Source organism: Porticoccus sp. GXU_MW_L64, from assembly GCF_052983295.1.
The window spans coordinates 40,633-64,233 of the sequence record NZ_JBRKJK010000013.1; the positions used below are offsets into that span (position 1 = coordinate 40,633).

Here is a 23,601-nt window from a genome sequence, read left to right on the forward strand (position 1 = left end):
TGGCGAGGGTATAGAGGGGCATTTTGTGGAATAATGCGCGCCTGCCAATTCACCCGCATACGCCAATACCATTATGCCCCTGCTGCAACTGACCGACATTTCCCTCGCCTTTGGCAACCACATTCTGCTGGACAACGAAAATCTGACCATCCACAAAGGCCAGCGCATCGGCATACTGGGTCGCAATGGCGCGGGCAAATCCACTTTTATGAAATTGCTGGACGGCCAGATTAGCGCCGACAGCGGCGAATTCTGGTTGCGCCCCGGCACGGCGGTCAGCTATCTCAACCAGGAACTGCCCGCCGCCGATAACGCCACCGTTTACGATGTGGTGGCATCCGGTTTGGCGGAGCTGGGGGAGTTACTGAAGCAGTTTCACTATTTCTCATCGCAAGCCCAGGACGACGCCAGCCTGAAAAAACTGGCGCGGGTACAGGAGCAGATTGAAGCCCGGGACGGCTGGCTGTTTGGCCAGAGAATCGACACCGTACTGGACAACCTGGAATTGCCCGCCGACACCCCCATGAAAACGCTCTCCGGCGGTTGGCGTCGCCGGGTGGCACTGGCGCGAGCGCTGGTGAGCGAACCGGATATCTTATTGCTGGACGAACCCACTAACCACTTGGACATTCCCACCATTCAGTGGCTGGAAAAGCAGCTGGAAAGTTTTCGCGGCGCGCTGCTGGTGATTACCCACGACCGAGCTTTTTTGCAACGCATGGCCACCTCCATTATCGAAATTGACCGGGGCAAGCTGCGCTGCTGGGATGGCGATTACCAGGGTTTTTTAACATTCCAGGAACAGCAATTGGCCGCCGAACAACGGGCCAACGAATTGTTTGACAAAAAACTGGCACAAGAGGAAGTGTGGATTCGCCAGGGCATCAAAGCCCGCCGCACCCGCAACGAAGGCCGGGTGCGCGACCTGGAAAAAATGCGCAGCGAACGAGCCGAGCGGCGCGACCGCCAGGGCAACGCCAGCTTTGGTATGGAAAGCGCCGGGCAATCCGGCAAAGTGGTTGCCGAAGCCAAGGGCCTGAGTAAAAGCTACGATGGTCAGGCCATTGCCAACAACTTTTCCCTGAAAATTCTGCGCGGCGATCGCATCGGCTTTATCGGCGCCAACGGCATGGGCAAAACCACTCTGCTGAGAATGTTGCTGGGCGAGGAAGCGCCGGACAGCGGTTCGGTAAAATTGGGCACCAAACTGGAAGTCGCCTATTTCGACCAGTTGCGCAATCAACTGGACGGCGAAAAAACCGTGATCGACAATTTGGCGGAAGGCCGGGAATTTATCACTATCAACGGCAAAGACCGCCACGTAATCAGTTATTTGCAAGACTTTTTATTCACACCGGATCGCTGCCGCCAGCCGGTAAAATCCCTCTCCGGCGGCGAACAAAACCGGCTGATCCTCGCCCGCCTGTTCAGCAAACCCGCCAATGTATTGGTGTTGGACGAACCCACCAACGACCTGGATATGGAAACCCTGGAATTACTGGAAGAAATTCTGTTGCAATTCGACGGCACTATTTTACTGGTGAGCCACGACCGGGAATTTCTCGATAACGTGGTCACCAGTTGCCTGGTATTTGAAGGCAACGGCATCATCAATGAATACGTGGGCGGCTATCAACACTGGAGCAAGCGCGGCAAGCCACTGCCCTCTCTCAATAAAAAAGCCGCCGTTGAATCGCCTGCTGCGCCAGCACCCACAACCACACCAAACGCCAAACAAGCGCCAAAAAAGAAAAAGCTGCCTTACAAGTTCCAACTGGAACTGAACCAGCTGCCAGAAAAAATCGAAGCGCTGGAAGCACAGGTTGAACAACTGACCGAGCAAACATCCAACGCCGACTTCTACAGCCAGCCCCACGACATAACACAACCGGTGTTGGATAAACTGACCAAAACACAAACAGAACTGGAAGCCGCTGTTGAACGCTGGGCGGAATTAGAGGATATGGTTTAAGCTGCCTGAGAGATCAACAAGGAGCACACCATGAGCGAATTATCCCTCTCCTGCCAGTGCGGTGAAGTAAAAGGCACCGCCCGCAATGTGTCAGCCAAAACCGGCAATCATCTGGTGTGCTACTGCAGCGATTGCCAGCGCTTTATGAAGGAATTAGGGCAGCAAGCGCTGCTGGATAACAATGGCGGCTCCTCTATATTTCAACTGCCCCCTTGCAATCTGGTGATCCACCAGGGTCACGACCAACTGCGCTGCCTGAAGCTCACTCCCAACGGCCCGCTGCGCTGGCACACCGCCTGCTGCAATTCACCGGTGGCCAACACCTTTGCCGCCGGCATGCCTCTGGTGGGCATGATCACCAGTTTTATTGCCACAGAAGCAGATCGAACCAGTCTGGGAGGCGTGCGCTTTTATGTGCAGGGCCAGCACGCCATTGGCACGCCACCACACCCGGTGGTACACCCCAAATTCCCCGGCAAATTAATTCGCCGAATTATGCGCCAGATGCTTTGGGGCAAGTTATTGGGGCGGCAGACACCGAGCCCGTTTTTTACGGAACAGGGAAAGCCGGTGTGCAAACCGGCTAAATGCTATCAGGCTGATTAACGCTATTAACTCGCGCTGGCTATGCCAGCGGCAGCACATCCCTGTGCCGCATTATTAAACGCAACCTATCAAGTTGCCGGTTTAAGGGCGCTTCTAAAAATAGCGATATTTCCGTGAGAGCAAGGCGGCGGCGCACGCAGACCCGCAGTGTATATGGGATACATGAGGACTCGAGTACGACGCCAACGCCGCTATCGCGGAAATAGTGCATTTTTAGAAGTGCCCTTAATATACAGATTTGCCCAGCATACGCCGCAGGGTTCCATCCTTATCGACCGCGTGGTGTTTTATCGCTCCCGCCACATGCAACACCAGAGCGCCAATAATGCAGTAACCGGCTATCCAGTGCATAGAGTGCGCCGCGCCAGCGACAGCCGCGTTAATGGGCGCTGTTTGGTCTGGGTTGTTGGGGTCCGGGTTGTGATGGAACAGCGTCCAGCCAAATACCTCTACCCCATGGCCGCCCATAGCGGACATTAAAAAACCGGAAACAGGCATCAGCAAAGTGCCGACGATCAACAGCCAGTGCACCAGGCTTGCCAAAAAAACTTCTATGGCGGTGTAGCTACCCACCTGTTGTGGCCAGCCCTGTTTGATGCGCCACAGAATGCGCACCACCACAAATACCGCGATGATCACACCGAAGGATTTGTGCCAGGGGTACAGGGCGTAGGTACTGGTTTGCTCCATATAAATGCCGGTGGCCAACAGGCCGATCATCAATATGGCCACAATCCAGTGCAGTGAGATGGAGGTTGTGCTGAGTTTTTGCTGAGTATCGCCGTTCATGCCTGACACCTTTATTGTTGTGCTGACTTGCTGTGCTGACTTACTGTACGAGCACTGACAAGGTTTACTCAAAACGCAAAAACAGTCAACGGGCGCGCTGGCGCAGCCAACCCGGGGTTAATGGTACTATCCGTCTATGGCAAAAATTCTGGTCTTTCAGCACGTACCTTACGAACCCCTGGGGTTGCTCGACCCCATGCTGCGCCGCCACAAACACCGCATTCGCTACGTCAATTTTGCTCGCGACGATGCCACCATACCGGCCCTGGACAACTACGCCGCACTGATCGTACTGGGCGGCTCCATGAACATTGGCCAGGAGGCAGCATACCCCCATCTGGAACTGGAAAAGCGTGCCATTTTACAGGCCATGGAACGGCAGATTCCCATTCTGGGGATCTGCCTGGGAGCGCAATTGATTGCCAGCGCCCTGGGAGCAAATGTCTACCCGGCAAAAGCGCTAGAAATTGGCTGGCACCCGGTACAGGCTACCGGGCAGGCGGCAGACGATTCGTTGGCAAAACACTTTTGGGGAACCGAACAGATTTTCCAGTGGCACGGCCACACCTTCGATCTGCCCACTGACGCCACCCCGCTCATCCGTGGCGAGCTGTGCCCCAACCAGGCTTTTCGGGTGGGCCACTGCACCTACGGACTGCAGTTTCACCTGGAAGCCTGCGAATCCGTCATCGAACGCTGGCTCACCGTATCCCAACACCAATGCGACCTGGCGAAGCTGGCACCGGGGGCGGCAGAGAACATCCGCCAGCAAAATCTCAGTGCCCTGCCGCGCTCAAAACAACTGGCGGAAAAAGTGTTTGAGGCGTTTATCGATCTACTGCCTGCGGTGAATAAGCAGCATCGGTTGAGTTCACGCTAAAAACAGCTACGAGCAACTTTAACTACGACCCATCAATCATCCGTCCCACACCCCCCAACACCGAACCTTCACCCTTATCGGAACCGCCATGCCTGGGTGCGCTTTCGATAATACGGTCTGCCAAGCGGGAGAACGGCAGGCTTTGTACCCACACGCTGCCAGTGCCTTTCAGGGTAGCTAAAAACAAACCTTCACCGCCAAAGATCATGGATTTCAGATTACCAGCCCGTTCAATGCTGTAATCAATACCTTGGGAAAACGCCACCAGACAGCCGGTGTCCACCCGTAGGGTTTCGTTGTTCAAATCTTTGCGAATCAAAGTACCACCGGCGTGCACAAAGGCCATACCGTCGCCTTCGATTTTTTGCAGGATAAAACCCTCGCCACCAAAGAATCCGGCCCCCAGCTTTTTGTTAAAGGTGATACTGATTTTGGTGCCCAGTGCCGCCGCCAGAAAAGCGTCTTTCTGGCAGATAATTTTGCCGCCTTCTTTCTCCATATCCAGGGCAACAATAGTGCCGGGGTAAGGGGCGGAAAACGCCACCCGCTTTTTGCCGGAGCCCTGGTTGGTAAAGTGGGTGGTAAAAATGGACTCACCGGTGAGCATGCGCTTGCCGGCGCTGAACAACTTGCCCATGATGCCCTGGTCCGGGTCAGAGCCATCACCCATTTTGGTTTTGAAGTCGATACTTTCTTCCATGTAGGTCATGGCACCGGCTTCGGCGATTACTGTTTCACCAGGGTCCAGCTCCACCTCCACCAGCTGAATATCGTGGCCCTTAATTTCATAATCTACTTCGTGGCAATGTTGCGGCATGCTAACGCTCCTTTTTAAAGCAATGGGTTTGAGCGGCAATTTAGCCGGTATTCAGGCACAAAAAAAGCCCGGGGGGCACTTCTAAAAATAGTGATATTTTCGTGAGAGCAAGGCGGCGGCGCACGCAGACCCGCAGTGTATAAGGCATACATGAGGACTCGAGTACGACGCCAACGCCGCTATCGCGGGAATAGTGCATTTTTAGAAGTGCCCCGGGGTGTGCCTGGGCTTTTAGGGCGGATTGCTGATATTTTTAACTGTTCAAACCCAATGCGATATTGGCGGGCACCGCAATATCAATCAGCTTGGGGTTGGGCAAGTTGAGGTTGTCCATAATCTCCGCATAAGCCTGGGCATCGGCCACCTGCAAGCGGGGGTTAAAGTGCTTTTCTTCACCGATGGTGCTGACGGTCATGCCGTTGTAGTCGTGGCCCGGGTACACCAGGGTGTCTTCCGGCAGAGTCAGCAGCTTGTTAAAAATGCTGGCGTAGTGAGCCTGTGAATCGCCGTGCTGAAAATCCGTGCGCCCGGTTCCACGAATAAACAAGGTGTCGCCGGTAAACAGGTAGTTCTGGCCGCCCTGCTCCAGCAGGAAGCAGTAGGAGTCGTCGGTGTGACCTGGCGTGTAAAGCACTTTTAATTCCAAACCACCAACGGCAATTACATCACCGTCAATTACAACGCGGTCTATACCCCTGGCCGCAGATTTTTCACCCTGAATAACAGTACAACCGGTGATTTCCCGCAGCCTGCCCGCAGCGGTAACATGATCCGCATGGACATGGGTTTCCAGTGTGCTTTCCAAAGCGAGGCCCAGTTGCTCCAGCAGACGCAGGTATTGGTCGATATTTTCCAGCACCGGGTCAATCAGCACCGCCTTGCCACCATCGCCGATCAGGTAGGTGTAGGTATAAGAGGAATAATCGAAAAGTTGACGAAGTATCATAACGATTGTTTACCCTGTGTTTTTTTGCATTAAATAAATTCTCTTACCAGCGTCACTGAAACCAGGCCGACCACGCAGGCGGCAAATATTTCTTGCAGGTTGCTGCTGGAAATGCGGCGCACCAGAAAGGTCCCTACCGCCATGCCGACAACCGCACCAATAGCCAGTGGCAACAGGCCGTGCCAATCCTGGGCCGGTTGCAGCCACAGGTGGGACACAAAACCCGCGGCGCTGATGACACTGATCACCAGCAGCGATGTGGCGATGGCGCGCTTGATATCCAGACCCACCACCAGGGTCAAAACCGGCACAATCAAAAAGCCGCCACCGACACCAAAAATCCCGGAAAGCAGCCCCGTGGCTGCACCGCATAACGGCAACAACCAAACTCTGGAAGACCTTGCAGTACCGCTCTCAGATGGCTGATCCAGGTCTTGCCCCCTGGCCTTTTGCAGCTTTTCCCTGCGCGACTTTTGCACCATATTGATGGCCACATACAGCGCCAGCAGTGAAAAGCTCACGGTAATCAGGCGTTCATTCAGCTGGGCAGCCAGCCAGCGTCCAAGGGGGGCAAACAGTGCACCGCCAACCACCATCACACCGGCACTGCGCCAACAAATCACCTTGTGGCGCAAACGCCCCAACACGCCAATCAGCGCACTGAAGCCCACCACCCCCAGGGAAATACCGGTGGCGTAGCTGGGGCTGTAATTCAACAACAGCATAAACAGCGGCACGGCAAAAATGGCTCCGCCCGCTCCTGTCAGCCCCAGCACCAGGCCAACCGCAGCGCCGACTAATGCTTCCAACTGTACACTTCCACCTGATTGCTCCGCGTCGCTCAGGCGGTAGCCGCTTCCAGAGCATCCTGGGGCAAGGCAAACCAGCGCAGTTTTTCAGCGCTCTCTGGCAATTCCAGTGTGTAGGTTTCGCCGTCTCGCTCGGTCTTTTGCAGCTCTTGCTCCGCCATGGCGAGGAAATGCGCCAGCGGCTGTTCCTCTTTGCCCAAGCGGTTATCAGGTATGGAAAATTCGCCGCTCTGGTAACTGATGTCTTCCAGGCTAACGGAAATGGGCATGCGGCGGTTCTGGTACAACCACACGCCGTGGCTGTCATCAAAGCGGTAATACGGCATCAATTTATGGCCGTGCTCTGCCACCAGCTCCACAGCGCGCACCAGGTATTCAAAAGTATCTTCATCAATGAAGTAGTTGAAGTTCATGCGTACCCAGCCGGGGCGAATCACCATCAGCCCCTTGGTCATCTCCGCTTCCAGCGCCTTGCTGTAGGCCATATCCATACCCAGCAGTTCGTGACCGTAGGGACCAGCACAGGAACAACCGCCGCGGGACTGAATACCAAACAGGTCGTTGAGCAGAGCCACCACAAAACCGTAGTGCAGGTACTTGCCGTTGTGGGTCAACTGCAGGGAGATAATGGACAACCGGTCCGCATCCTCACAACCGAGAATGTCAATATTGGGGTGGTTGCGCCAGCGAGCGATGGCGCGGGTCACAAAGCCGTGTTCGAGGCATTCGATCTTCTTGGTACCCACCGCCGCCTGCAGCTGGAACACCAGACCGGCGCGAATGGATTCCACCACCGCCGGGGTGCCGCCTTCCTCACGCCGCTCCAGGTCATCGGTGTAGAGGTGGTCTTCCGGGGTTACATACTTCACGGTACCACCGCCGACAATAGCGGGCACACGGTTGAAGAGAATCGACTTCTTCACCACCAGAATACCCGGCGTGCCGGGACCGCCGATAAACTTGTGAGGGGAAATAAATGCCGCGTCTTTATGAGCGCCGTCTGCCACGTTCATGTCGATGCCCACGTAGGGAGAGGCCGCTGCGTAGTCCCAGAAAGACAGAGCACCGTGCTTGTGCAGCAGGCGCGCCACGCCATCGACATCGGTTTTCAGGCCGGTAACGTTGGAGGCGGCGGAAAAGCTGCCGATTTTCAGGGGGCGATCGCGGTATTCTTGCAGGGCGTTTTCCAGGGCATCCATATCCATGGCGCCACTGCTTTTCAGCGGAACGGCCACCACATCGGCGATGGTTTCACGCCAGGGCAACTCGTTGGAGTGGTGCTCGTAGGGGCCAATAAAGACAACCGGGCGCTGCTCCTGGGGAATGTGCGCCAGCAGCTGGTGTTTGTCATTCAGGTCGGCGGGCAAACGCATGTTGAGAATATCAATCAGTTTGTTCACCGCAGCAGTAGCCCCGGGGCCGGAGAAAATCACCAGGTCATCGTCGTTGCAGTTCAAAGACTGCTTGATAATAGTGCGTGCCTGCTCACGCAACAGCGTGGTCTGCATACCGGTGTAGGAGGTTTCCGTGTGGGTATTGGCGTAATAGGGCAGAACCCGCTGCTGGATAAAGTCTTCGATAAAATCCAGCGAACGGCCAGAGGCGGTGTAATCCGCATACACCAGCGGCTTGATACCGAAAGAGGTTTCTATCTGTTGACGCTCACCGATTACCGCGCGGTTAATGGATTCAATCAGTTGTTGCATGTGCCGTGACCCCAAATATAAAAAAGATGTTAAAACTGAGTGGAACGATTTTAGTGGAAAGAGCACGGAATTTCGTTTCTAAATCCAGTCACCACTGCAATACATGAAAACAAAATTCCAAGATAAAATACTTTAAGTGTATTTAATTTAAAATAATTTAAATTTACGAAATATATAACCGATAAAACTTGCATGAGTAGTACAAAAAATCCATAAAAAATAGCAAGTGATTTACAAAGGCTTTTCAGGCAAAATATGCAACCCTGTTTCAATAAAACAGCAATTGTTAAAAACAAATTCACCTTCTTGGGAAGACAGGCCACCTGATATGGACAAATTTGACAAAGCTATTCTGGAAACCCTGCAACGGGACGCCACCCTGTCTGTGGCGGAAATTGCCGACCGCATTTCCCTGTCAAAAACCGCCTGCTGGCGGCGTATTCAGAAGCTGGAAAGCGAAGGGGTGGTGAAATCCCGGGTCGCCCTGCTCGACCAGGACAAGCTAAATTTGAGCCTGTCGGTGTTTATCTCCATCCGCACCAATCACCATAACCAGGCGTGGTTTGCGGAGTTCAAGGACGTGGTCAGCGGCATCGCCGAAATCCTTGAGGTGTACCGCATGAGCGGCGAACTGGATTATCTGGTGCGCGCGGTGGTCACCGATATGGCGGGCTTTGACCAACTCTACCAGGAGCTGATCAAGGCCGACCTGTTCGATGTCAGCTCCAGCTTTGTGATGGAAACCATCAAACACACCACAGAGCTGCCCCTCAACCACCTGTAGCCCTGCCAACCGCCAATGTTTTACATTTCTTTACCCCGGATGACAAACAACCATCCGGGGTATGCCCTACACTTGTTCCCGCTTCATGTCTGTTAAAAAGCCAGAGAGGGAACCATATGAAACTGTTCAACACTTTACTTACCGCGCTGCTGTTCACCTTTGTCAGCCAGGCCTTTGCCGGCCCTGCGGCAGAGTCATCAGCGCAGATCCAGCCACTGCAAGCGGGCGCAGATATCCCCGCTGTCACCTTGGGCAACCTGGATGGCGAGGCGGTTGCCATCACCGCCATAGCGAAAAAACCCACCATTGCGGTTTTCTACCGCGGCGGCTGGTGCCCCTACTGCAATCGCCATTTGAGAGAGCTGCAAGGTATCCAGCAACAACTGCTGGACATGGGCTACCAGATTGTCGGCATCAGCCCGGACAAGGCGGAGGGTTTGAAAAAAACCACCGAGGGCGAAGCGCTCAAATACCAACTGCTGTCCGACAGCAAAGGTGAGGGTGCCCGCGCTTTTGGCATTGCCTTTGATGCAGCCAAAGAATACGCCAGCCGCGGCCCGCGCATCGCCACCATGCTGGAAAATGCCTCTGGCGAAACTCACCATGAACTGCCGGTACCGGCGGTGTTTATTCTGAAAGACGGCAAAGTGACATACAGCTATGCCAATGCGGATTACAGCACGCGGCTATCGGCGGAGGAGTTGATTAAAGCGGCGAAGAAAAGCCGCTAACGAGCGGGCCCGCCATCCTGAGCGCAGCGGCATTGCTGTCCGGAGAAAAAATACAATGCCTTTGTGAAGTGATTCAGGGCAAGTCATAGAGCCACATCAGTTGGCAGAGGACTTGAAAAATGTCATTGCGAGCGAAGCGCGGCAATCCAGTGGCTTCACCGTGAAGTCACTGGATTGCCGCGTCGCTTCGCTCCTCGCAATGACAGTGTCCAGGGCTTACCGGATAGTAATGGAGCGCAGCGAAGGACCTCTTTATTCCATCGCAGTGTGGGATTCTTCGCTGCGCTCAGAATGACAGGAGCGCCTGGCACAAACTGCTCGCAACACCCAACGCGAAACCCGCAACTCAAATATGAATCGCGTGCCCCAGTCCCGCCAGCGCCGCTTCAAAGGTGCCTTCGGTGAGCGTTGGGTGAACGTGGATGGTACCGGCGACATCTTCCAGGCGCGCACCCATTTCCAGGGCCAGGGCAAATTCGCCAGACAGTTCTGATACGTGGGCTCCCACGGCGTGAATTCCCACAATCACATGGTTGTCTTTGCGGGCTGTTACCCGCACAAAGCCACCGTCAGAACCGGCGTCCATAGCCAGAGCGCGGCCGCTGGCGGCGAAAGGAAATTTGCCGGTCACCACCTCGACACCCTCGGCTTTGGCTTCGTCCGGGGTCAGGCCCACACCGCAAATTTCCGGCTCGGTAAAGCACACGGCGGGAATTGCCACCGGGTCAAACACACGGCGCTGACCGGCAATCAATTCGGCAACCATCTCTCCCTGGGCCGAGGCCTTGTGAGCGAGCAAGGGCTCACCCACCAAATCGCCAATGGCCCACACATGGGCCATTGAGGTACGACACTGCTTGTCCACCTTCACAAAAGGGCCGTCCATATCGACGCACATATTTTCCAGCCCCCAACCCTGGGTGTTGGGTTTGCGGCCCACGGTAACGAGAATTTTATCCGCGAGAATTTCCTGATCATTGCCATCTTTATCGGCGTACTGCAAATAACTGTTGCCGTCTTTTTCCATCACGCCTTTGGCTTTGGCCCCCAGATTTACTGCCACCTTGTGCTTTTTCAGCCACATTTCGATGGGGCGGGTCATTTCTTTGTCGTAGATGGGCAAAATGCGATCCAGCGCCTCCACAAAAGTCACCCTGGAACCCAGTTTGCGCATGGCCATGCCCATTTCCAGGCCGATATAACCGGCGCCAACCACCACCAGGTTTTGCGGCACCTCGGTGAGCTGCAAAGCCTCTGTGGATGAAATGACATTGCCACCATAAGGCATAAACGGCAGTTCCGTGGAAATGGAGCCGTTGGCAAGAATCACGTGCTCGGCAGAAATAGTGACAGAGCCATCCTCTGTCTGTACATCACAGGTTTTGCCATCGCGAAATGTGGCCCAGCCCTGTACCCGCTCCACCTTGGCTTTTTTCAGCAACTGGCCGATGCCGTTGGTGAGTTTCTTAACAATGCCGTCTTTCCACTCAACCACACCGGCCATATCCAGTTGCGGCGCGCTGGCCACTGAAATACCCATATGAGCGCCGTCGGCGTGTTTGCTGAGTTCTTCAAAGCGGGTGGCGGCATGAATCATTGCCTTGGAAGGAATACAGCCCACATTCAGACAGGTGCCGCCGGGATTGCCCGCCTCTACAATAATGGTGTCCAGACCCAGCTGACCGGCGCGAATGGCGGCCACGTAACCACCGGGACCGGCGCCGATCACCAGGACTTTGCAATGTTTTTTTTGAGGTTTATCTGTCATAAAAAATTTCCGACTTTCAATTGAACCTCGTCATTGCGAGGAGCCGCAGGCGACGCGGCAATCTCCATAGTTCACGGCGTGCTTCACGAGATCGCCACGCTACGCTCGCGATGACAATGTATTAAATAAATAGCGTGGCAGGATGCTCCAACAACGCCCTCACCCGTTGAATCATCTGCGCCGCGTCGTAGCCATCGATCACTCGGTGGTCGAAAGAGGAGGACAGGTTCATCATCTTGCGCACCACAATGACACCATCCCTGACCACCGGCCGCTCCACCATATTATTGGTGCCGATAATGGCCACTTCCGGGTAGTTGATAACCGGGGTGTGTACCAGGCCACCCAGCGGGCCGAGGCTGGTAATGGTGATGGTGCCTCCGGTGAGCTCGTCTTTGCTGGCGGTGTTGTTTTTTGCCGCCAGTGCCACACGGGTCATCTCGTTGGCCAGGCCCCAGACATCCAGCGCCTCGGCGTGCTTGACCACCGGCACCTTGAGGCCATCGTCGGTCTGCGCAGCAACGCCCAGGTGCACGCCCTGGTAACGGGTAATAATATTGTTGGTGTCATCAAAGGTGGCGTTGAATTGCGGAAATTCCGCCATCGCTTTGGTTACCGCCTGCATGATGTACGCCAGCAGGGTCAGCTTGGGCTGGCCGTCTTTGCAGGTGGCATTCATGTGTTGACGCAGGGCTTCCAGCTCGGTGACGTCCACCTCCTCCACGTAAGTAAAGTGGGGAATCTGGCGCTTGGACTGCTGCATTTTCTGGGCGATCATGCGGCGCAGGCCGCGCACCGGAATTTCTGTGGTGGCGTTTTTCTTTTGCCGCACCACAGCTGAACCCGAATTGCCGCCGTTGGCGATAAAAGCATCCAGATCGCTGTGCTCAATGCGGCCAGCAGGCCCGCTGCCGGAAACATCCGACAGGTCAACATCCGCATCCAAAGCGCGGCGGCGCACAGCGGGGGATGCCAATACGCCACTGGCGACAGTGACCGATGGCAGTTCAGCCATTACCGGCTGCGGCGCTGGCTCCTGCAGCGGCTCCGGTTCCGGTTCGGCCTTTGGTTGCGGCTCGGCTTTCGGCTCTGGATCGGCTTTCGGTTGTGATGCAAGCGGCGCCGCTTGCACGGCCTCGGCATTGCCCTCGCCTTCCACGTCAAAGCGAATCAATTCGGAGCCAACAGCGATAACATCACCAGCGGCACCGGCCAGGGAAACTACAGCTCCGGCCACCGGCGCGGTGAGCTCCACTGTGGCTTTGTCGGTCATCACATCGGCAATGTGCTGGTCCTGCACCACCACTTCACCGGGCTGAACGTGCCACTCGACGATTTCCGACTCTACGGTGCCTTCTCCCAAGTCCGGCAGTTTGAATACGAATTGGCCCACCTTTTATCCCCCTTGGCTGTTATCGAGTGTTTTATTGACGGCATCGAGAATGCGCTGCTGGCCAGGGAAGTAATCCCACTCCATTGCGTGAGGATAGGGTGTATCCCAGCCAGTGACCCGCTCGATGGGCGCTTCCAGGCGCCAGAAGCAGGCTTCCTGAATTTGCGCCGAAAGCTCGGCGCCAAAGCCGCTGGTGCGGGTGGCTTCGTGCACCACCACACAGCGGCCGGTTTTGTTCACCGACTCGGCAATGGTGTCGATATCCAGCGGCAACAGAGTGCGCAGATCAATCACTTCCGCATCAATGCCCGCAGCGTTTATCGCCGCTTCCGCCACATGCACCATGGTGCCGTATGTCACAATGGTCAGCGCATTTCCCGGGCGCACCACTTCGGCTTTGCCAATTTCCAGGCTGTAATAGTCTTCTGGCACCTCGCCCTTGGGGTGGGTGTTCCAGCCGATGGCAGCCCGGTGCGGGTCGCCATCAAAGGGGCCGTTGTAGAGGCGCTTGGGCTCGAAGAAGATCACCGGGTCGTCGTCTTCAATGGCGGCGATCAACAGCCCTTTGGCATCGTAGGGGTTGGAGGGCATTACCACCTTCAGGCCCGCAACATGGGTGAAAATGGCTTCCGGGCTTTGTGAATGCGTCTGGCCGCCGCGAATACCACCGCCGCAGGGGGTACGGATGGTGACGGGTGCACTGAACATGCCATTGCTGCGGTAGCGCAGCTTGGCCAGTTCCGAGGCAATCTGGTCAAAGGCGGGGTAGATGTAATCGGAAAACTGGATTTCCACCACCGGGCGCAGGCCGTTCACCCCCATACCCAGGGCGGTGGCAATAATGCCCCCTTCAGAAATGGGCGCGTCGAATACCCGCTGCTTGCCGTACTTTTCCTGCAAGCCGGCAGTTACCCGGAACACACCGCCGAAATAGCCCACGTCTTCGCCAAAAATAATCACGTTGGGGTCTTTTGCCAGCAGATTGTCTTGGGCGGAGTTGAGCGCCTGAATCATATTCATTTGAGCTACTTTCTTACTCATAACAGCTTACTCATAACAAGTGTGTCCCCCTATCGACCCAGTTGCTGGCGTTGTTTGCGCAGGTGCGGTGGCATGTCTTTATACACCTGCTCGAACAGGGCGGCGCTGTGAATATGGGCGTATTCCGGGTCGTTGATATTGCCCATGGCGTCCACCTTCTGCCAGCATTCGGTCACGTAGTCTTGCAGCTCTTGCGCCAGCTCATCGTGCTGTTGCTGGCTCCATTCCCCCAGTTGAATCAGGTGATCTTTGAGCCGTTCCAAAGGGTCACCCAGGGGCCAGTGTTCCGGTTCGTTGCGGGGCCGGTAGCCTGTGGGATCGTCGCTGGTGGAATGGCCTTCCACACGGTAGGTATAAAGCTCAATCAGGGTGGCCCCCAAACCGGCGCGGGCGCGTTCGGCGGCCCACCGGGTAGCGGCGTACACCGCCAGAAAATCGTTGCCGTCCACCCGCAGAGCCGGCAGGCCGTAGCCGATACCGCGAGCGGCAAAGGTGGTGTTTTCGCCACCGGCAATGGTCTGCGGCGAGGATATGGCCCACTGGTTGTTGACCACCGTCAGAATGCAAGGGGCGCGGTAGGTGGCGGCAAATTGCAGGGCGTAGTGAAAATCCCCTTCTGCCGTAGAACCATCGCCGGTCCAGGCCAGGGCAATGTGGTCTTCGCCTTTATAGGCAGAGGCCATGGCCCAGCCCACCGCCTGCGGGAAGTGCGTAGTCAGTGGCCCGGAGATGGAGAAAAAGCCTTTTTCAGCAGAGGAGTATTTAATGGGCAACTGCTTGCCCTGCATCGGGTCCAGCTCATTGTTCATCACCTGGCACATCATATCCCGGAACAGATCGGCACCACGGGCAATAAACGCGCCCTGCTGACGGTAGGTGGGAAACAGCATATCCGCCGGTTGCAGCGCCATGGTAGACGCCACCGCCACCGCTTCTTCGCCGGTGCACTTCAGGTAAAACGACATCTTCGCCTGGCGCTGCATGCGAAACATGCGCTCGTCGTATTTGCGGGTCAGTAACATGGCGCGCAAGCCATCGCGCAAAACATCCGGGCTTAAATTGGGGTTCCACTGGCCGTGGGCGACACCATCATCATCCAGCACTCGCACCAGATTGTAGGCCAGGTCGCGAATATCCATGGGTTTGCTGTCGCAGGGGGGGCGTTCTACGGAACCAGCAACGCCGATATCCAGGTGGGAAAAGTCCGGTTTGTCACCCGGACGGAAAGGCGCGTCTGGAATGTGAAGTCGGTTTTTACTGCGATTACCCATAAAAGCGGCCTACCTGTGGTGACAAAAAATCGAGGGAGTTAATTATTCTCCCCCAGCCACCCCGGAGTAAACCGCAAATCTGGGGAAAAAATAGACAGCCACAGGTCAAAAAGGTCTAACTTTTGGTCAATTCGGACAAAAATATTCAATAACGGCAAAAGCGAACTGCTACCGAGGGGCATCACTGGTAGTGCTGCAGGTTAATTTTTCCGGGTGCAGTGAACTCGACAAAATTAAATTGAATATCCACTAATGTGGAGGATTATTTAATAAAACCCTTCAATTTGTCTTTGAGCTTATCGTCCACCTTGTCTTTCAGTTCCTGCTTTTTACCGTCCAGTTTTTCTTTCGCCTGTGACTTCAGCTCGCCCAGCTTGCCGGACTCCAGCACCGCTGTTTTGGCCCGGCTGGTGAGTTCACCAAGCAGTATTTCGGTCACTTCAGCGGCGGTAGCGCCGTTGCTTTTTTCACCGATACCGGTGAGGTGGATATTGGGCAGCTGCACATCCAGCGACTCGTCACCCAACAATTGGCTGGTCACCGAGATCAACCCATCGGTTACTTTGAAGTCGCGAATAATCAACTTTTTGGTACTGCCGGAATCGTCGGACGAATCACTGCTGGGCCCCACGGCCTTTTCGATATTGCGTTGCAGGGTTTGCAGGTTGGTGCCCGCTGCGGTTTGTTCAAAGAACACCGCCGGTGCCAGCACCTCAATGCTGTTCACAATAATGGTATCTGTGGTCACACTGTTGAGGTCCACATCCACAGCGATTTCACCCAGGGTGAAAGCATTGGGCTGGGAGAAGCCCGCCGGGTTGCCCACGTTCAAATCCGCCAGCGCCATATCGCCGGACAGCAGCGACAAATCCACACCCCCCAACGTTACCTGCGATTGGGTGTATTCCGGTGCCACAGTTTCCACCGCTTCAGTCACCAGGGTGTCCACCTTGCTAACCACCACAACACCGGCAACAATCGCCAACACCACCAAAACAATCAGAATTCGAAAAATCCACTTCATGGCTTAATCTCCTTTACAATTCAGGCCTTGCCCATTAAAGGAACACGTCATTCTGAGCGTAGCGAAGAATCTCTGTATTTAATCAAGTTCGAGATCCTTCGTTCCGCTCAGGATGACAGTAGAAACTAGCGCCCTACTCTAACCCCTTAAACCACCATTTAACACCGGACTCTGTAAAACTATGGTTACCAACGCCATCGGCTCCACCCTCTCCGGCCCCGGCTATTTGTTAAAAGGCCTGAAACTGCTGGGCCACAAACGTATTCGCCTGTTCGCCATAGTGCCTGTATTGATCAACATACTGCTGTTTGTGTGGCTGACCACCCTGGCCGTGGGCTACTTTGAAGTGGCAATGGCCTGGATGGACGGCTGGCTAAATGGCTGGCCCAGCTGGATTCAATGGTTTTTTGATATTCTCAGCTGGCTGCTGTGGGCCGCCTTTGTGGTGCTGTTGCTGATTATTTACGCCTACAGCTTCACCCTGTGCAGCAACCTGATTGGCACCCCGTTCTACGGTTTGCTGGCAGAACGGGTAGAGGAAGTGCTCACTGGCAAAGTGGACGAGCGCGGCATGACCTTTAAGCGCGCCACTGAAATTGCCATCAGCGCCATCAAACGCACCTTTACCATGCTCGCCTACACCCTGCCCCGCGCAATTGGCGTGGGCCTGGCGGCATTAATACTGCTGTTTACCCCACTGGGCTTTGTGGGCTCGATTATCAGCTTTCTGTGGGGCTCCTGGTCCCTGTCCCTGGAATACCTGGACTACTGCTCAGACAACAACGAACAGAGCTTCCCCACACTGCTAAAAGAATGCCGCCAACAGCGCAATAGCTGTTTGGGGTTTGGCGCGTCAGCATTGGCGGCTACGTCAATACCGCTGTTAAATATTGTGGTTGCACCTGCGGCGGTAGCAGCGGGAACGGCGATGTGGGTTGATAAATTCGGCGACGGACAGCGAGCTTCGGGCGGCGGGCTACAATAGCTACGGCTACGAGCCGCGGGTTGCGTCATCCTGAGCGCAGCGAAGGATCTCCGTATTTTATGCACTGCGAGATTCTTCGCTGCGCTCAGAATGACAGGTAACTGCCACACTGCTCGGAGCCCGAAACCCGAAGCCCAACCAATAACGGCCACTCAATCGAGTGGCCGTTATTGGTTGGGCGTGCACGAGCCGTCAGGCGAGCAGTTCCTCCGGCGGCTGTTCGCAGGTGAGTTTGTTGTCCTCACCGAGCAATTGCTGAATCGGCTCCAGCAAAAACGCATCGTCTTCACAGGCGAAACTGATAGAGGTGCCGGATTTTCCGGCGCGACCGGTACGGCCTATGCGGTGGATGTAGTCTTCCGGTTCTTCCGGCAGGGTGAAGTTCACCACGTGGCTGATACCATCTACGTGAATACCACGGCCCGCCACATCGGTGGCCACCAACACTTTGAGCTTGCCGGATTTAAAGTCTTCCAGGGTGCGAACCCGCTTGTTTTGCGGCACGTCACCGGATAGCAGGCCAACCTGAAAACCCTTTTTCTGCAGGCGCTCCTGCAGGCGGCGGCACTGGTCGCGGCGATTGGCGAAGACAATAATGCTGTCCACATTATCCTGTTTGATAATGTTGTCCAGCAGGGCGAACTTGTCTTCCGTGGCGGTGATATACACCTTTTGGTCTACGGTATCCGCTGCGGCGTGTTCCGGCTCAATTTCCACCATCACCGGCTGTTGCGTCCACTGCTCAGAAAGCGACATCACTTCCGGGGTAAAGGTGGCGCTAAACAGCAGGGTTTGGCGGTAATCTTTTTTCGGCGTCTGGCGCACGATGCGACGCACCTGGGGGATAAAGCCCATATCCAGCATGCGGTCGGCTTCGTCGATTACCAGAATTTCCACCTGATCGAGATACACATCGCGACTGCCGGCAAAGTCGATCAGTCTGCCCGGCGTGGCCACCAGAATATCCGCCAGTCGCTCATGTAGCTTCTTCTGTTGTTTGCCGTAATCCATACCACCCACCAGAGTGTGAATGGTCAGATCGGTGTGCCTGCAAAGTGCCAGGGCGTCGTCGGCAATCTGCATGACCAGCTCCCGGGTGGGGGCGATGATCAGGGCGCGGGGCTCACCGGCGTAGCGTTCGTCGTCGGGAATCGGGTTTTTCAGCAGGTCATCAATAATGGTGACCAGAAAGGCAGCGGTTTTGCCGGTGCCGGTTTGTGCCTTGCCCACCACATCGTGACCACACAGGGTATGGGGCAGCGATTGCGCCTGAATGGGCGAGGCGTATTTAAAGCCCACATTGGCGATGCCGTGCATCAACGGCAGCTCCAGATTGAGGTCGTGAAAGCGCAATTTGCCCGCCTCCGGAGCCACTTCAAACTGGGACAGGCTCCAGGCTTTTGAGGCATTGCGATTGCCGCCTGAACGACGGCGACGCCGGTTGGGGGAGCGGCGTTTGGAGTCTGAGCCCTTGGGTGCGGCTTCGGCTTGATTGTCTTGGGACATAAAATGTATTGCTCAAAAGAGAACTGTTTAAAAATTAGGGCACTTCTAAAAATAGTGATATTTTCGTGAGAGCAAGGCGGCGGCGCACGCAGACCCGCAGTGTATAAGGCATACATGAGGACTCGAGTACGACGCCAACGCCGCTATCGCGGAAATAGTGCATTTTTAGGAGTGCCCATTAGCCAATTGGCGAGGCGGCGGATTATAGCAGGAATGCAGGCAGTGTGTGCTACGGGCGTCGAGCAGCGGGCAACGGGGAGACAGGGCAGGCTTCAATCGCCGTACTTTTCGCGATGCACTACGAAAAAAGCCGCCCGAAGGCGGCTTTCAATCTATCCGTGCATTACTTGCTGCACTTGCGGCACAGCCAGTAGTCAACACTGACGTAACGACCACCGCCAGTAAACAACAAACTCAACAACATAATGAAGTAGGTGGCGGCAAATTCGATACCATTTTTCAGAATGGTGATAGAGCCTGCACTGGTTAGCCAGCTGTAGTTGCCGTGCTTCTTGAGAATGGACTTGGCGGCACTTTTAATGTCCCCGGCTTCATCAATCAGGTCTGTGCGCCACTCCCAGGGCATAGTCAGGGTGGATTCCGGCAGGGCGTGCCAACCGTACTGCCAGTGAGCGGTAACTGCGGCCACTAACATGGCGATCATCAGAGGGATAGTCACTATCCGCGTAGCGAGGCCAATCAGCAATAAAATGCCGCCAACAAATTCGGAGCCACCGGCCAGGGCGGTCATCACTTCGGGCATGGGCATGCCCAAACCCCAATCCGGGTTACCAAACCAGGCAGCGGTATCCTCAAAATTTTTGAGTTTGCCCCAGCCAGCCATAATCATAATGGGGGCCAGGTATACCCGAAACAGCAGCGGTGCCAAAAAGTCTGCTTTACTCACACCATTCATAAAGCCATTGTGCAGGCCAAATAGTTTATTCATTGTTGTTCTCCAGAAAATTTGCGCCCCCTTTGAGGCTGAAGTGGGCAAATAATTCCCTGCTCCGAGAATTTTTCCCAGCCAACGGTTGTTTGCCATGGCTGTAATTCCCGTTTGGCGCTATGCTTCGGCGCTCTTCTGGACGCGCAAATTTTGCCAGCAAATACCATGCAACAGCCCCCAACCTACCGCCTGTTTATCAACGAAACTGTTCGCCTGTTTCGCTTCGCACTGCCCCTGGTAATTGGTCAGGCGGCAACTGTGGGTATGGGACTCACCGATGTGTTTATGGCGGGCCAGGCCAGTGTGGACGACCTGGCCGGAGTGACCCTGGGCAACAGCATTACCATTTTTGTATTTCTGATTTTGGGGGGCATTTTGTTTGCCAATGCACCCCTGATCGGTCACCACTTTGGCGCCGCTGACCACCGCGCCCTGCGCCACCAATTCCACCAGTGTTTGTGGCTCGCACTGCCACTGGGGTTGATCGCCAGTGCGTCCATGTCCGGCGGCCTGTGGCTGGTGGGCCAGTTGGGGGCGGAGCCACAGGTGGTGGCCATTGCCCGCGGCTACATGTTGCCCATGATCGCCGCGGTGTTTGGTTTTCACCTGATGTTCTGGCTGCGCACCACCCTGGAGGCGGTAAGCCTGCCGCGAGCAGTCATGGTGGTGAATATCACCGGGTTGTTGCTGAACATCCTGTTGGATTACGCCCTGGTGTTTGGCCACTGGGGGCTGCCCAGGCTGGGAGGGGTCGGCTGTGGCTGGGCCACGTTGATCGTAGTCACTTTTCAGGTGCTGGCGTTCGCCCTGTGGTTGCAGCGCAGCCGTGTCACCCGCACGTTAAAGCTGTTTAGCCAGTTGGCCAGGCCGCAATTAAAAGCCATCGGCGACATTCTGCGGCTGGGGCTGCCCATTTCCGTAGGCATTCTGTTTGAATTCAGTTTTTTCGGCATTATCCCGCTGCTTATTGCCAGCCTGGGAACAGATGTTTTGTCAGGCCACAGTATTGCCCATCAATTCGATGGCCTGATGTTTGTTGTTTCCCTGGGCATCGGCCAGGCATTGACGGTGGCTATTGCCCAGCATATGGGGGCCGAAGACAACAGCAAGGCCTGGCTCAGCTGCCGTACCGGGCTAACGTTAATTGCGGCCATTGCCTGCCTGCAAGTGGCTGTTTATTTGCTGTTCCCGGAGTCCATTGCCGCCTTTTTCAACGACGACCCGGCGGTGCAGGCCATTGCGGTAGAGCTGCTGCTGATTGCCGCCATTTACCGTTTTTCCGATGCCATTGCCGTGGCAGCCATGAGCGCTCTGCGCGGTTATAAAATCACCAAGGCGCCGATGGTTGTGCAATTTATTGCCTTCTGGGTGGTGGGCTTCCCCCTTGCCTACAGCCTGGCAATGACCGATTTCTGGCGGCCGGCCATGGGGGTAAGCGGCTTTTGGGTGGGGGCGGCGGTGGCTCTGAGTGTTTCAGCCCTGTGCCTGATGGCCATGGTTTGGCGACAAGGCAAACAAAAAACTATCAACGCCATTTAATCAATTAAATAGTTTTAATCACAGCCGATGGCTACAGTGCATACATCTGACCACCTGTTGAGGAATTGATGATGAGCACCAACAACGCCCGCTACACCATTTTCGGCCACCAGGCATGCGGCTTCTGTCGCCAGGCAAAAGCGGTGATGGAGCAAAAAAACCTGCCCTACCGCTATGTGGACATTCACCAGGAGGGCATCAGCAAAGCCGACCTGTCAAAAACCATTGGCCAACCGGTAAACACCGTGCCACAGATTTTTCATGGCACCGAGTACATCGGTGGTTATGAAGCCTTGCAGAGGCACCTGGCGGCTTGAGCGTCATTGCAAGGAACGCAGCGACGCGGCAATCTTATCCAGTGTGGCAGCATCTTTATGGAGTTTGCCGCGTCGCTGCGCTCCTCGCAATGACGGAGCATCTGCTATAAAATCCCGCGCCTCAACATTTTACTTGAAACCCATGCTCCGGATTTACGCTCCGGCCCGCAAGAGGCAACAACATGACTACCCCGCAAGCGGCCAGTTCTGGCCGGTATGTCGTCTGCGCGATGTACAAATTCGTTACTCTGGAAAACTACCAACAACTCCGTGAGCCGCTACTGGCCACCATGGAAGCTAACCGCATATGCGGCACCTTGCTACTGGCTCGAGAAGGCATTAACGGCACCGTTGCCGGTTCCCGCAAAGGCATCGACGCCCTGCTGCACTGGCTGCAACAGCAGCCAAACCTGGCAGGCATTGATTACAAGGAATCCTGCGCCGACAACAAACCCTTTCTGCGTACCAAAGTAAAACTCAAAAAAGAAATCGTTACCATGGGCGTCGAGGGCGTAGACCCGAAAAAAGTGGTGGGCACCTACGTGAAACCGCAAGACTGGAACGCACTGATCAGCGACCCGGATGTGGTACTGGTAGACACCCGCAACGACTACGAATACCAGGTGGGCACCTTTAAAAACGCCATCAACCCCAACACCACCAGCTTTCGGGAATTCCCCCAGTACGTCAAAGACAACATGGACCCGGCGGTACACAAAAAAGTCGCCATGTTCTGCACCGGCGGCATTCGTTGTGAAAAATCTACCGCCTATATGAAAGAGCAAGGCTTTGACGAGGTGTACCACCTGCAGGGGGGGATTCTCAAATACCTGGAAGACGTGCCCGCTGAAAACACATTGTGGGAAGGCGAGTGCTTTGTGTTTGACGAGCGCGTAACCGTTAATCACCATCTGGAGCGGGGCCAATACGACCAGTGCAATGCCTGCCGCATGCCCATTACCAAAGCGGATCAACAGAGCGACAAGTACCAGCGCGGAGTCAGCTGCCCGCACTGTTACGACAAAACCTCTGTTGCCGACAAAGCCCGCTATGCGGAGCGGGAAAAACAGATTCAGCTGGCCAGGCAGCGCCGCGAAGTGCATGTGGGCGGCGATGCGGCCAAACTGATCGAGGCCCGCAAAGCCGCCAAAAAAGCCGCCAAAGTTTTGCAGAGCACCAAAGATCGGCAAGCGTTGAATCGCTAATCCCTTGCGCCTTTTTACAAGGGTAGTGTTCATTAGACAACACTCCGGCGTGCACACCTAAATTTTCTATCTTATCAACGACGTATAAATCATTCTCGTCAATTCTAATTTGATCCACCATGTCGCCAGCAGGTGTTATTGCACTAATTACAAAGTTAAATAACTTTGGCAATTGATCAAATGCGAAACCCTTAGAAACTATTCCTGCAACATCTGTCACAAGCAAGTCATCTATAAATCCATCCACAGTCCCTGGAACAGTTCCCCTAAAAGCAAAGACCACTTCTCCAGTATTCCTATCCTTAAAAACTGTAGCAGAAAATCCCGTGTCGTCATCTGGATAATAAGCCAATATCTGGTATTTATTTACTAGCTTATCCGCCAGCTCATCTGTCAAATTATCGTCACCCCCAACATCTTTTTTTAATTTATTTTCAACTTGACTTGAGTCATTTATATTTATATTAGAAAAATCTGAATAAGCCGCTCTACCTAAAATTGCTTTCCAATAATAGAGGGTGTTCAAAATTCTGTGTCACCAAATCGAAGCTAACGCGCTCCGC

The 23,601-nt window shown here is 55.0% G+C and carries 21 protein-coding genes; 9 read left to right on the forward strand and 12 right to left on the reverse strand.

Features of this window, described 5'->3' with window-relative positions; all coding sequences use genetic code 11:
• Positions 1-73: 73 nt before the first annotated feature.
• Together ACVBEJ_RS11595 and ACVBEJ_RS11600 are read left to right on the forward strand one after the other, a co-directional pair.
• The gene (locus tag ACVBEJ_RS11595; protein WP_447129792.1) at positions 74-1,972 is read left to right on the forward strand and encodes an ATP-binding cassette domain-containing protein; all 1,899 of its coding nucleotides are present in this window, start codon (positions 74-76) and stop codon (positions 1,970-1,972) included.
• 30 nt (positions 1,973-2,002) lie between these two features.
• The gene (locus ACVBEJ_RS11600) at positions 2,003-2,578 is read left to right on the forward strand and encodes a DUF6151 family protein (RefSeq protein ID WP_447129793.1); all 576 of its coding nucleotides are present in this window, start codon (positions 2,003-2,005) and stop codon (positions 2,576-2,578) included.
• A gap of 225 nt (positions 2,579-2,803) precedes the next feature.
• Here the strand turns inward: ACVBEJ_RS11600 and ACVBEJ_RS11605 are convergent, their stop codons facing one another.
• Complete coding sequence (locus tag ACVBEJ_RS11605) at positions 2,804-3,367, reverse strand: cytochrome b (RefSeq protein ID WP_447129794.1); 564 nt, start codon at positions 3,365-3,367, stop codon at positions 2,804-2,806.
• Between the two features lie 136 nt (positions 3,368-3,503).
• Between ACVBEJ_RS11605 and ACVBEJ_RS11610 the strand changes: the two genes are divergently transcribed.
• The gene (locus ACVBEJ_RS11610) at positions 3,504-4,247 is read left to right on the forward strand and encodes a type 1 glutamine amidotransferase (RefSeq protein WP_447129795.1); all 744 of its coding nucleotides are present in this window, start codon (positions 3,504-3,506) and stop codon (positions 4,245-4,247) included.
• A gap of 22 nt (positions 4,248-4,269) precedes the next feature.
• Here the strand turns inward: ACVBEJ_RS11610 and ACVBEJ_RS11615 are convergent, their stop codons facing one another.
• The 4 genes from ACVBEJ_RS11615 to ACVBEJ_RS11630 form a co-directional block, all read right to left on the reverse strand.
• Positions 4,270-5,064: a TIGR00266 family protein gene (locus tag ACVBEJ_RS11615; protein WP_447129796.1), complete on the reverse strand. Its 795-nt coding sequence runs from the start codon at positions 5,062-5,064 to the stop codon at positions 4,270-4,272.
• A gap of 253 nt (positions 5,065-5,317) precedes the next feature.
• Positions 5,318-6,010 carry an MBL fold metallo-hydrolase gene (locus tag ACVBEJ_RS11620; protein WP_447129797.1) on the reverse strand — a complete coding sequence of 231 codons (693 nt, stop codon included), beginning with the start codon at positions 6,008-6,010 and terminating at the stop codon, positions 5,318-5,320.
• Between the two features lie 29 nt (positions 6,011-6,039).
• A complete protein-coding gene (locus ACVBEJ_RS11625) occupies positions 6,040-6,819 on the reverse strand; it encodes a sulfite exporter TauE/SafE family protein (protein WP_447129798.1) in 780 nt (259 codons plus the stop codon).
• A 32-nt stretch (positions 6,820-6,851) separates the two neighbouring features.
• Positions 6,852-8,525, reverse strand: a complete 1,674-nt coding sequence (locus ACVBEJ_RS11630; protein ID WP_447129799.1) for an aminotransferase class V-fold PLP-dependent enzyme — start codon at positions 8,523-8,525, stop codon at positions 6,852-6,854.
• Positions 8,526-8,853: 328 nt separating this feature from the next.
• Between ACVBEJ_RS11630 and ACVBEJ_RS11635 the strand changes: the two genes are divergently transcribed.
• Together ACVBEJ_RS11635 and ACVBEJ_RS11640 are read left to right on the forward strand one after the other, a co-directional pair.
• Positions 8,854-9,309, forward strand: a complete 456-nt coding sequence (locus tag ACVBEJ_RS11635) for an Lrp/AsnC family transcriptional regulator (RefSeq protein ID WP_447129800.1) — start codon at positions 8,854-8,856, stop codon at positions 9,307-9,309.
• 116 nt (positions 9,310-9,425) lie between these two features.
• On the forward strand, positions 9,426-10,040 hold the full coding sequence (locus tag ACVBEJ_RS11640) for a peroxiredoxin-like family protein (protein WP_447129801.1): 615 nt from the start codon (positions 9,426-9,428) through the stop codon (positions 10,038-10,040).
• 346 nt (positions 10,041-10,386) lie between these two features.
• On the opposite strand, the gene lpdA is transcribed toward ACVBEJ_RS11640, so the two are convergent.
• The 5 genes from lpdA to ACVBEJ_RS11665 all read right to left on the reverse strand — a co-directional run bounded on the left by lpdA (position 10,387) and on the right by ACVBEJ_RS11665 (position 16,537).
• Positions 10,387-11,808 (reverse strand): dihydrolipoyl dehydrogenase, encoded by a 1,422-nt coding sequence (gene lpdA / locus ACVBEJ_RS11645; RefSeq protein ID WP_447129802.1) that lies wholly within the window; start codon positions 11,806-11,808, stop codon positions 10,387-10,389.
• Positions 11,809-11,929: 121 nt separating this feature from the next.
• The gene (locus ACVBEJ_RS11650; RefSeq protein ID WP_447129803.1) at positions 11,930-13,201 is read right to left on the reverse strand and encodes a dihydrolipoamide acetyltransferase family protein; all 1,272 of its coding nucleotides are present in this window, start codon (positions 13,199-13,201) and stop codon (positions 11,930-11,932) included.
• Positions 13,202-13,204: 3 nt separating this feature from the next.
• Positions 13,205-14,242 carry an alpha-ketoacid dehydrogenase subunit beta gene (locus ACVBEJ_RS11655; protein WP_447129804.1) on the reverse strand — a complete coding sequence of 346 codons (1,038 nt, stop codon included), beginning with the start codon at positions 14,240-14,242 and terminating at the stop codon, positions 13,205-13,207.
• 29 nt (positions 14,243-14,271) lie between these two features.
• Positions 14,272-15,513: a thiamine pyrophosphate-dependent enzyme gene (locus tag ACVBEJ_RS11660; RefSeq protein WP_447129805.1), complete on the reverse strand. Its 1,242-nt coding sequence runs from the start codon at positions 15,511-15,513 to the stop codon at positions 14,272-14,274.
• Positions 15,514-15,775: 262 nt separating this feature from the next.
• Positions 15,776-16,537 (reverse strand): DUF748 domain-containing protein, encoded by a 762-nt coding sequence (locus tag ACVBEJ_RS11665; RefSeq protein WP_447129806.1) that lies wholly within the window; start codon positions 16,535-16,537, stop codon positions 15,776-15,778.
• Between the two features lie 181 nt (positions 16,538-16,718).
• On the opposite strand from ACVBEJ_RS11665, the gene cysZ reads away from it, so the two are divergent.
• Positions 16,719-17,522, forward strand: a complete 804-nt coding sequence (gene cysZ, locus ACVBEJ_RS11670; RefSeq protein ID WP_447129807.1) for a sulfate transporter CysZ — start codon at positions 16,719-16,721, stop codon at positions 17,520-17,522.
• A 192-nt stretch (positions 17,523-17,714) separates the two neighbouring features.
• Here the strand turns inward: cysZ and rhlB are convergent, their stop codons facing one another.
• Positions 17,715-19,028, reverse strand: a complete 1,314-nt coding sequence (rhlB, locus tag ACVBEJ_RS11675) for an ATP-dependent RNA helicase RhlB (protein WP_447129808.1) — start codon at positions 19,026-19,028, stop codon at positions 17,715-17,717.
• Between the two features lie 343 nt (positions 19,029-19,371).
• The gene (locus ACVBEJ_RS11680; protein ID WP_447129809.1) at positions 19,372-19,977 is read right to left on the reverse strand and encodes an HvfX family Cu-binding RiPP maturation protein; all 606 of its coding nucleotides are present in this window, start codon (positions 19,975-19,977) and stop codon (positions 19,372-19,374) included.
• 165 nt (positions 19,978-20,142) lie between these two features.
• Between ACVBEJ_RS11680 and ACVBEJ_RS11685 the strand changes: the two genes are divergently transcribed.
• The 3 genes from ACVBEJ_RS11685 to trhO all read left to right on the forward strand — a co-directional run bounded on the left by ACVBEJ_RS11685 (position 20,143) and on the right by trhO (position 23,038).
• Positions 20,143-21,516: an MATE family efflux transporter gene (locus tag ACVBEJ_RS11685; protein ID WP_447129810.1), complete on the forward strand. Its 1,374-nt coding sequence runs from the start codon at positions 20,143-20,145 to the stop codon at positions 21,514-21,516.
• 71 nt (positions 21,517-21,587) lie between these two features.
• Positions 21,588-21,833, forward strand: a complete 246-nt coding sequence (locus tag ACVBEJ_RS11690) for a GrxA family glutaredoxin (protein ID WP_447129811.1) — start codon at positions 21,588-21,590, stop codon at positions 21,831-21,833.
• Between the two features lie 182 nt (positions 21,834-22,015).
• Positions 22,016-23,038, forward strand: coding sequence for an oxygen-dependent tRNA uridine(34) hydroxylase TrhO (gene trhO, locus ACVBEJ_RS11695; RefSeq protein WP_447129812.1), 1,023 nt, complete (start codon positions 22,016-22,018; stop codon positions 23,036-23,038).
• Positions 23,039-23,601: the final 563 nt, after the last annotated feature.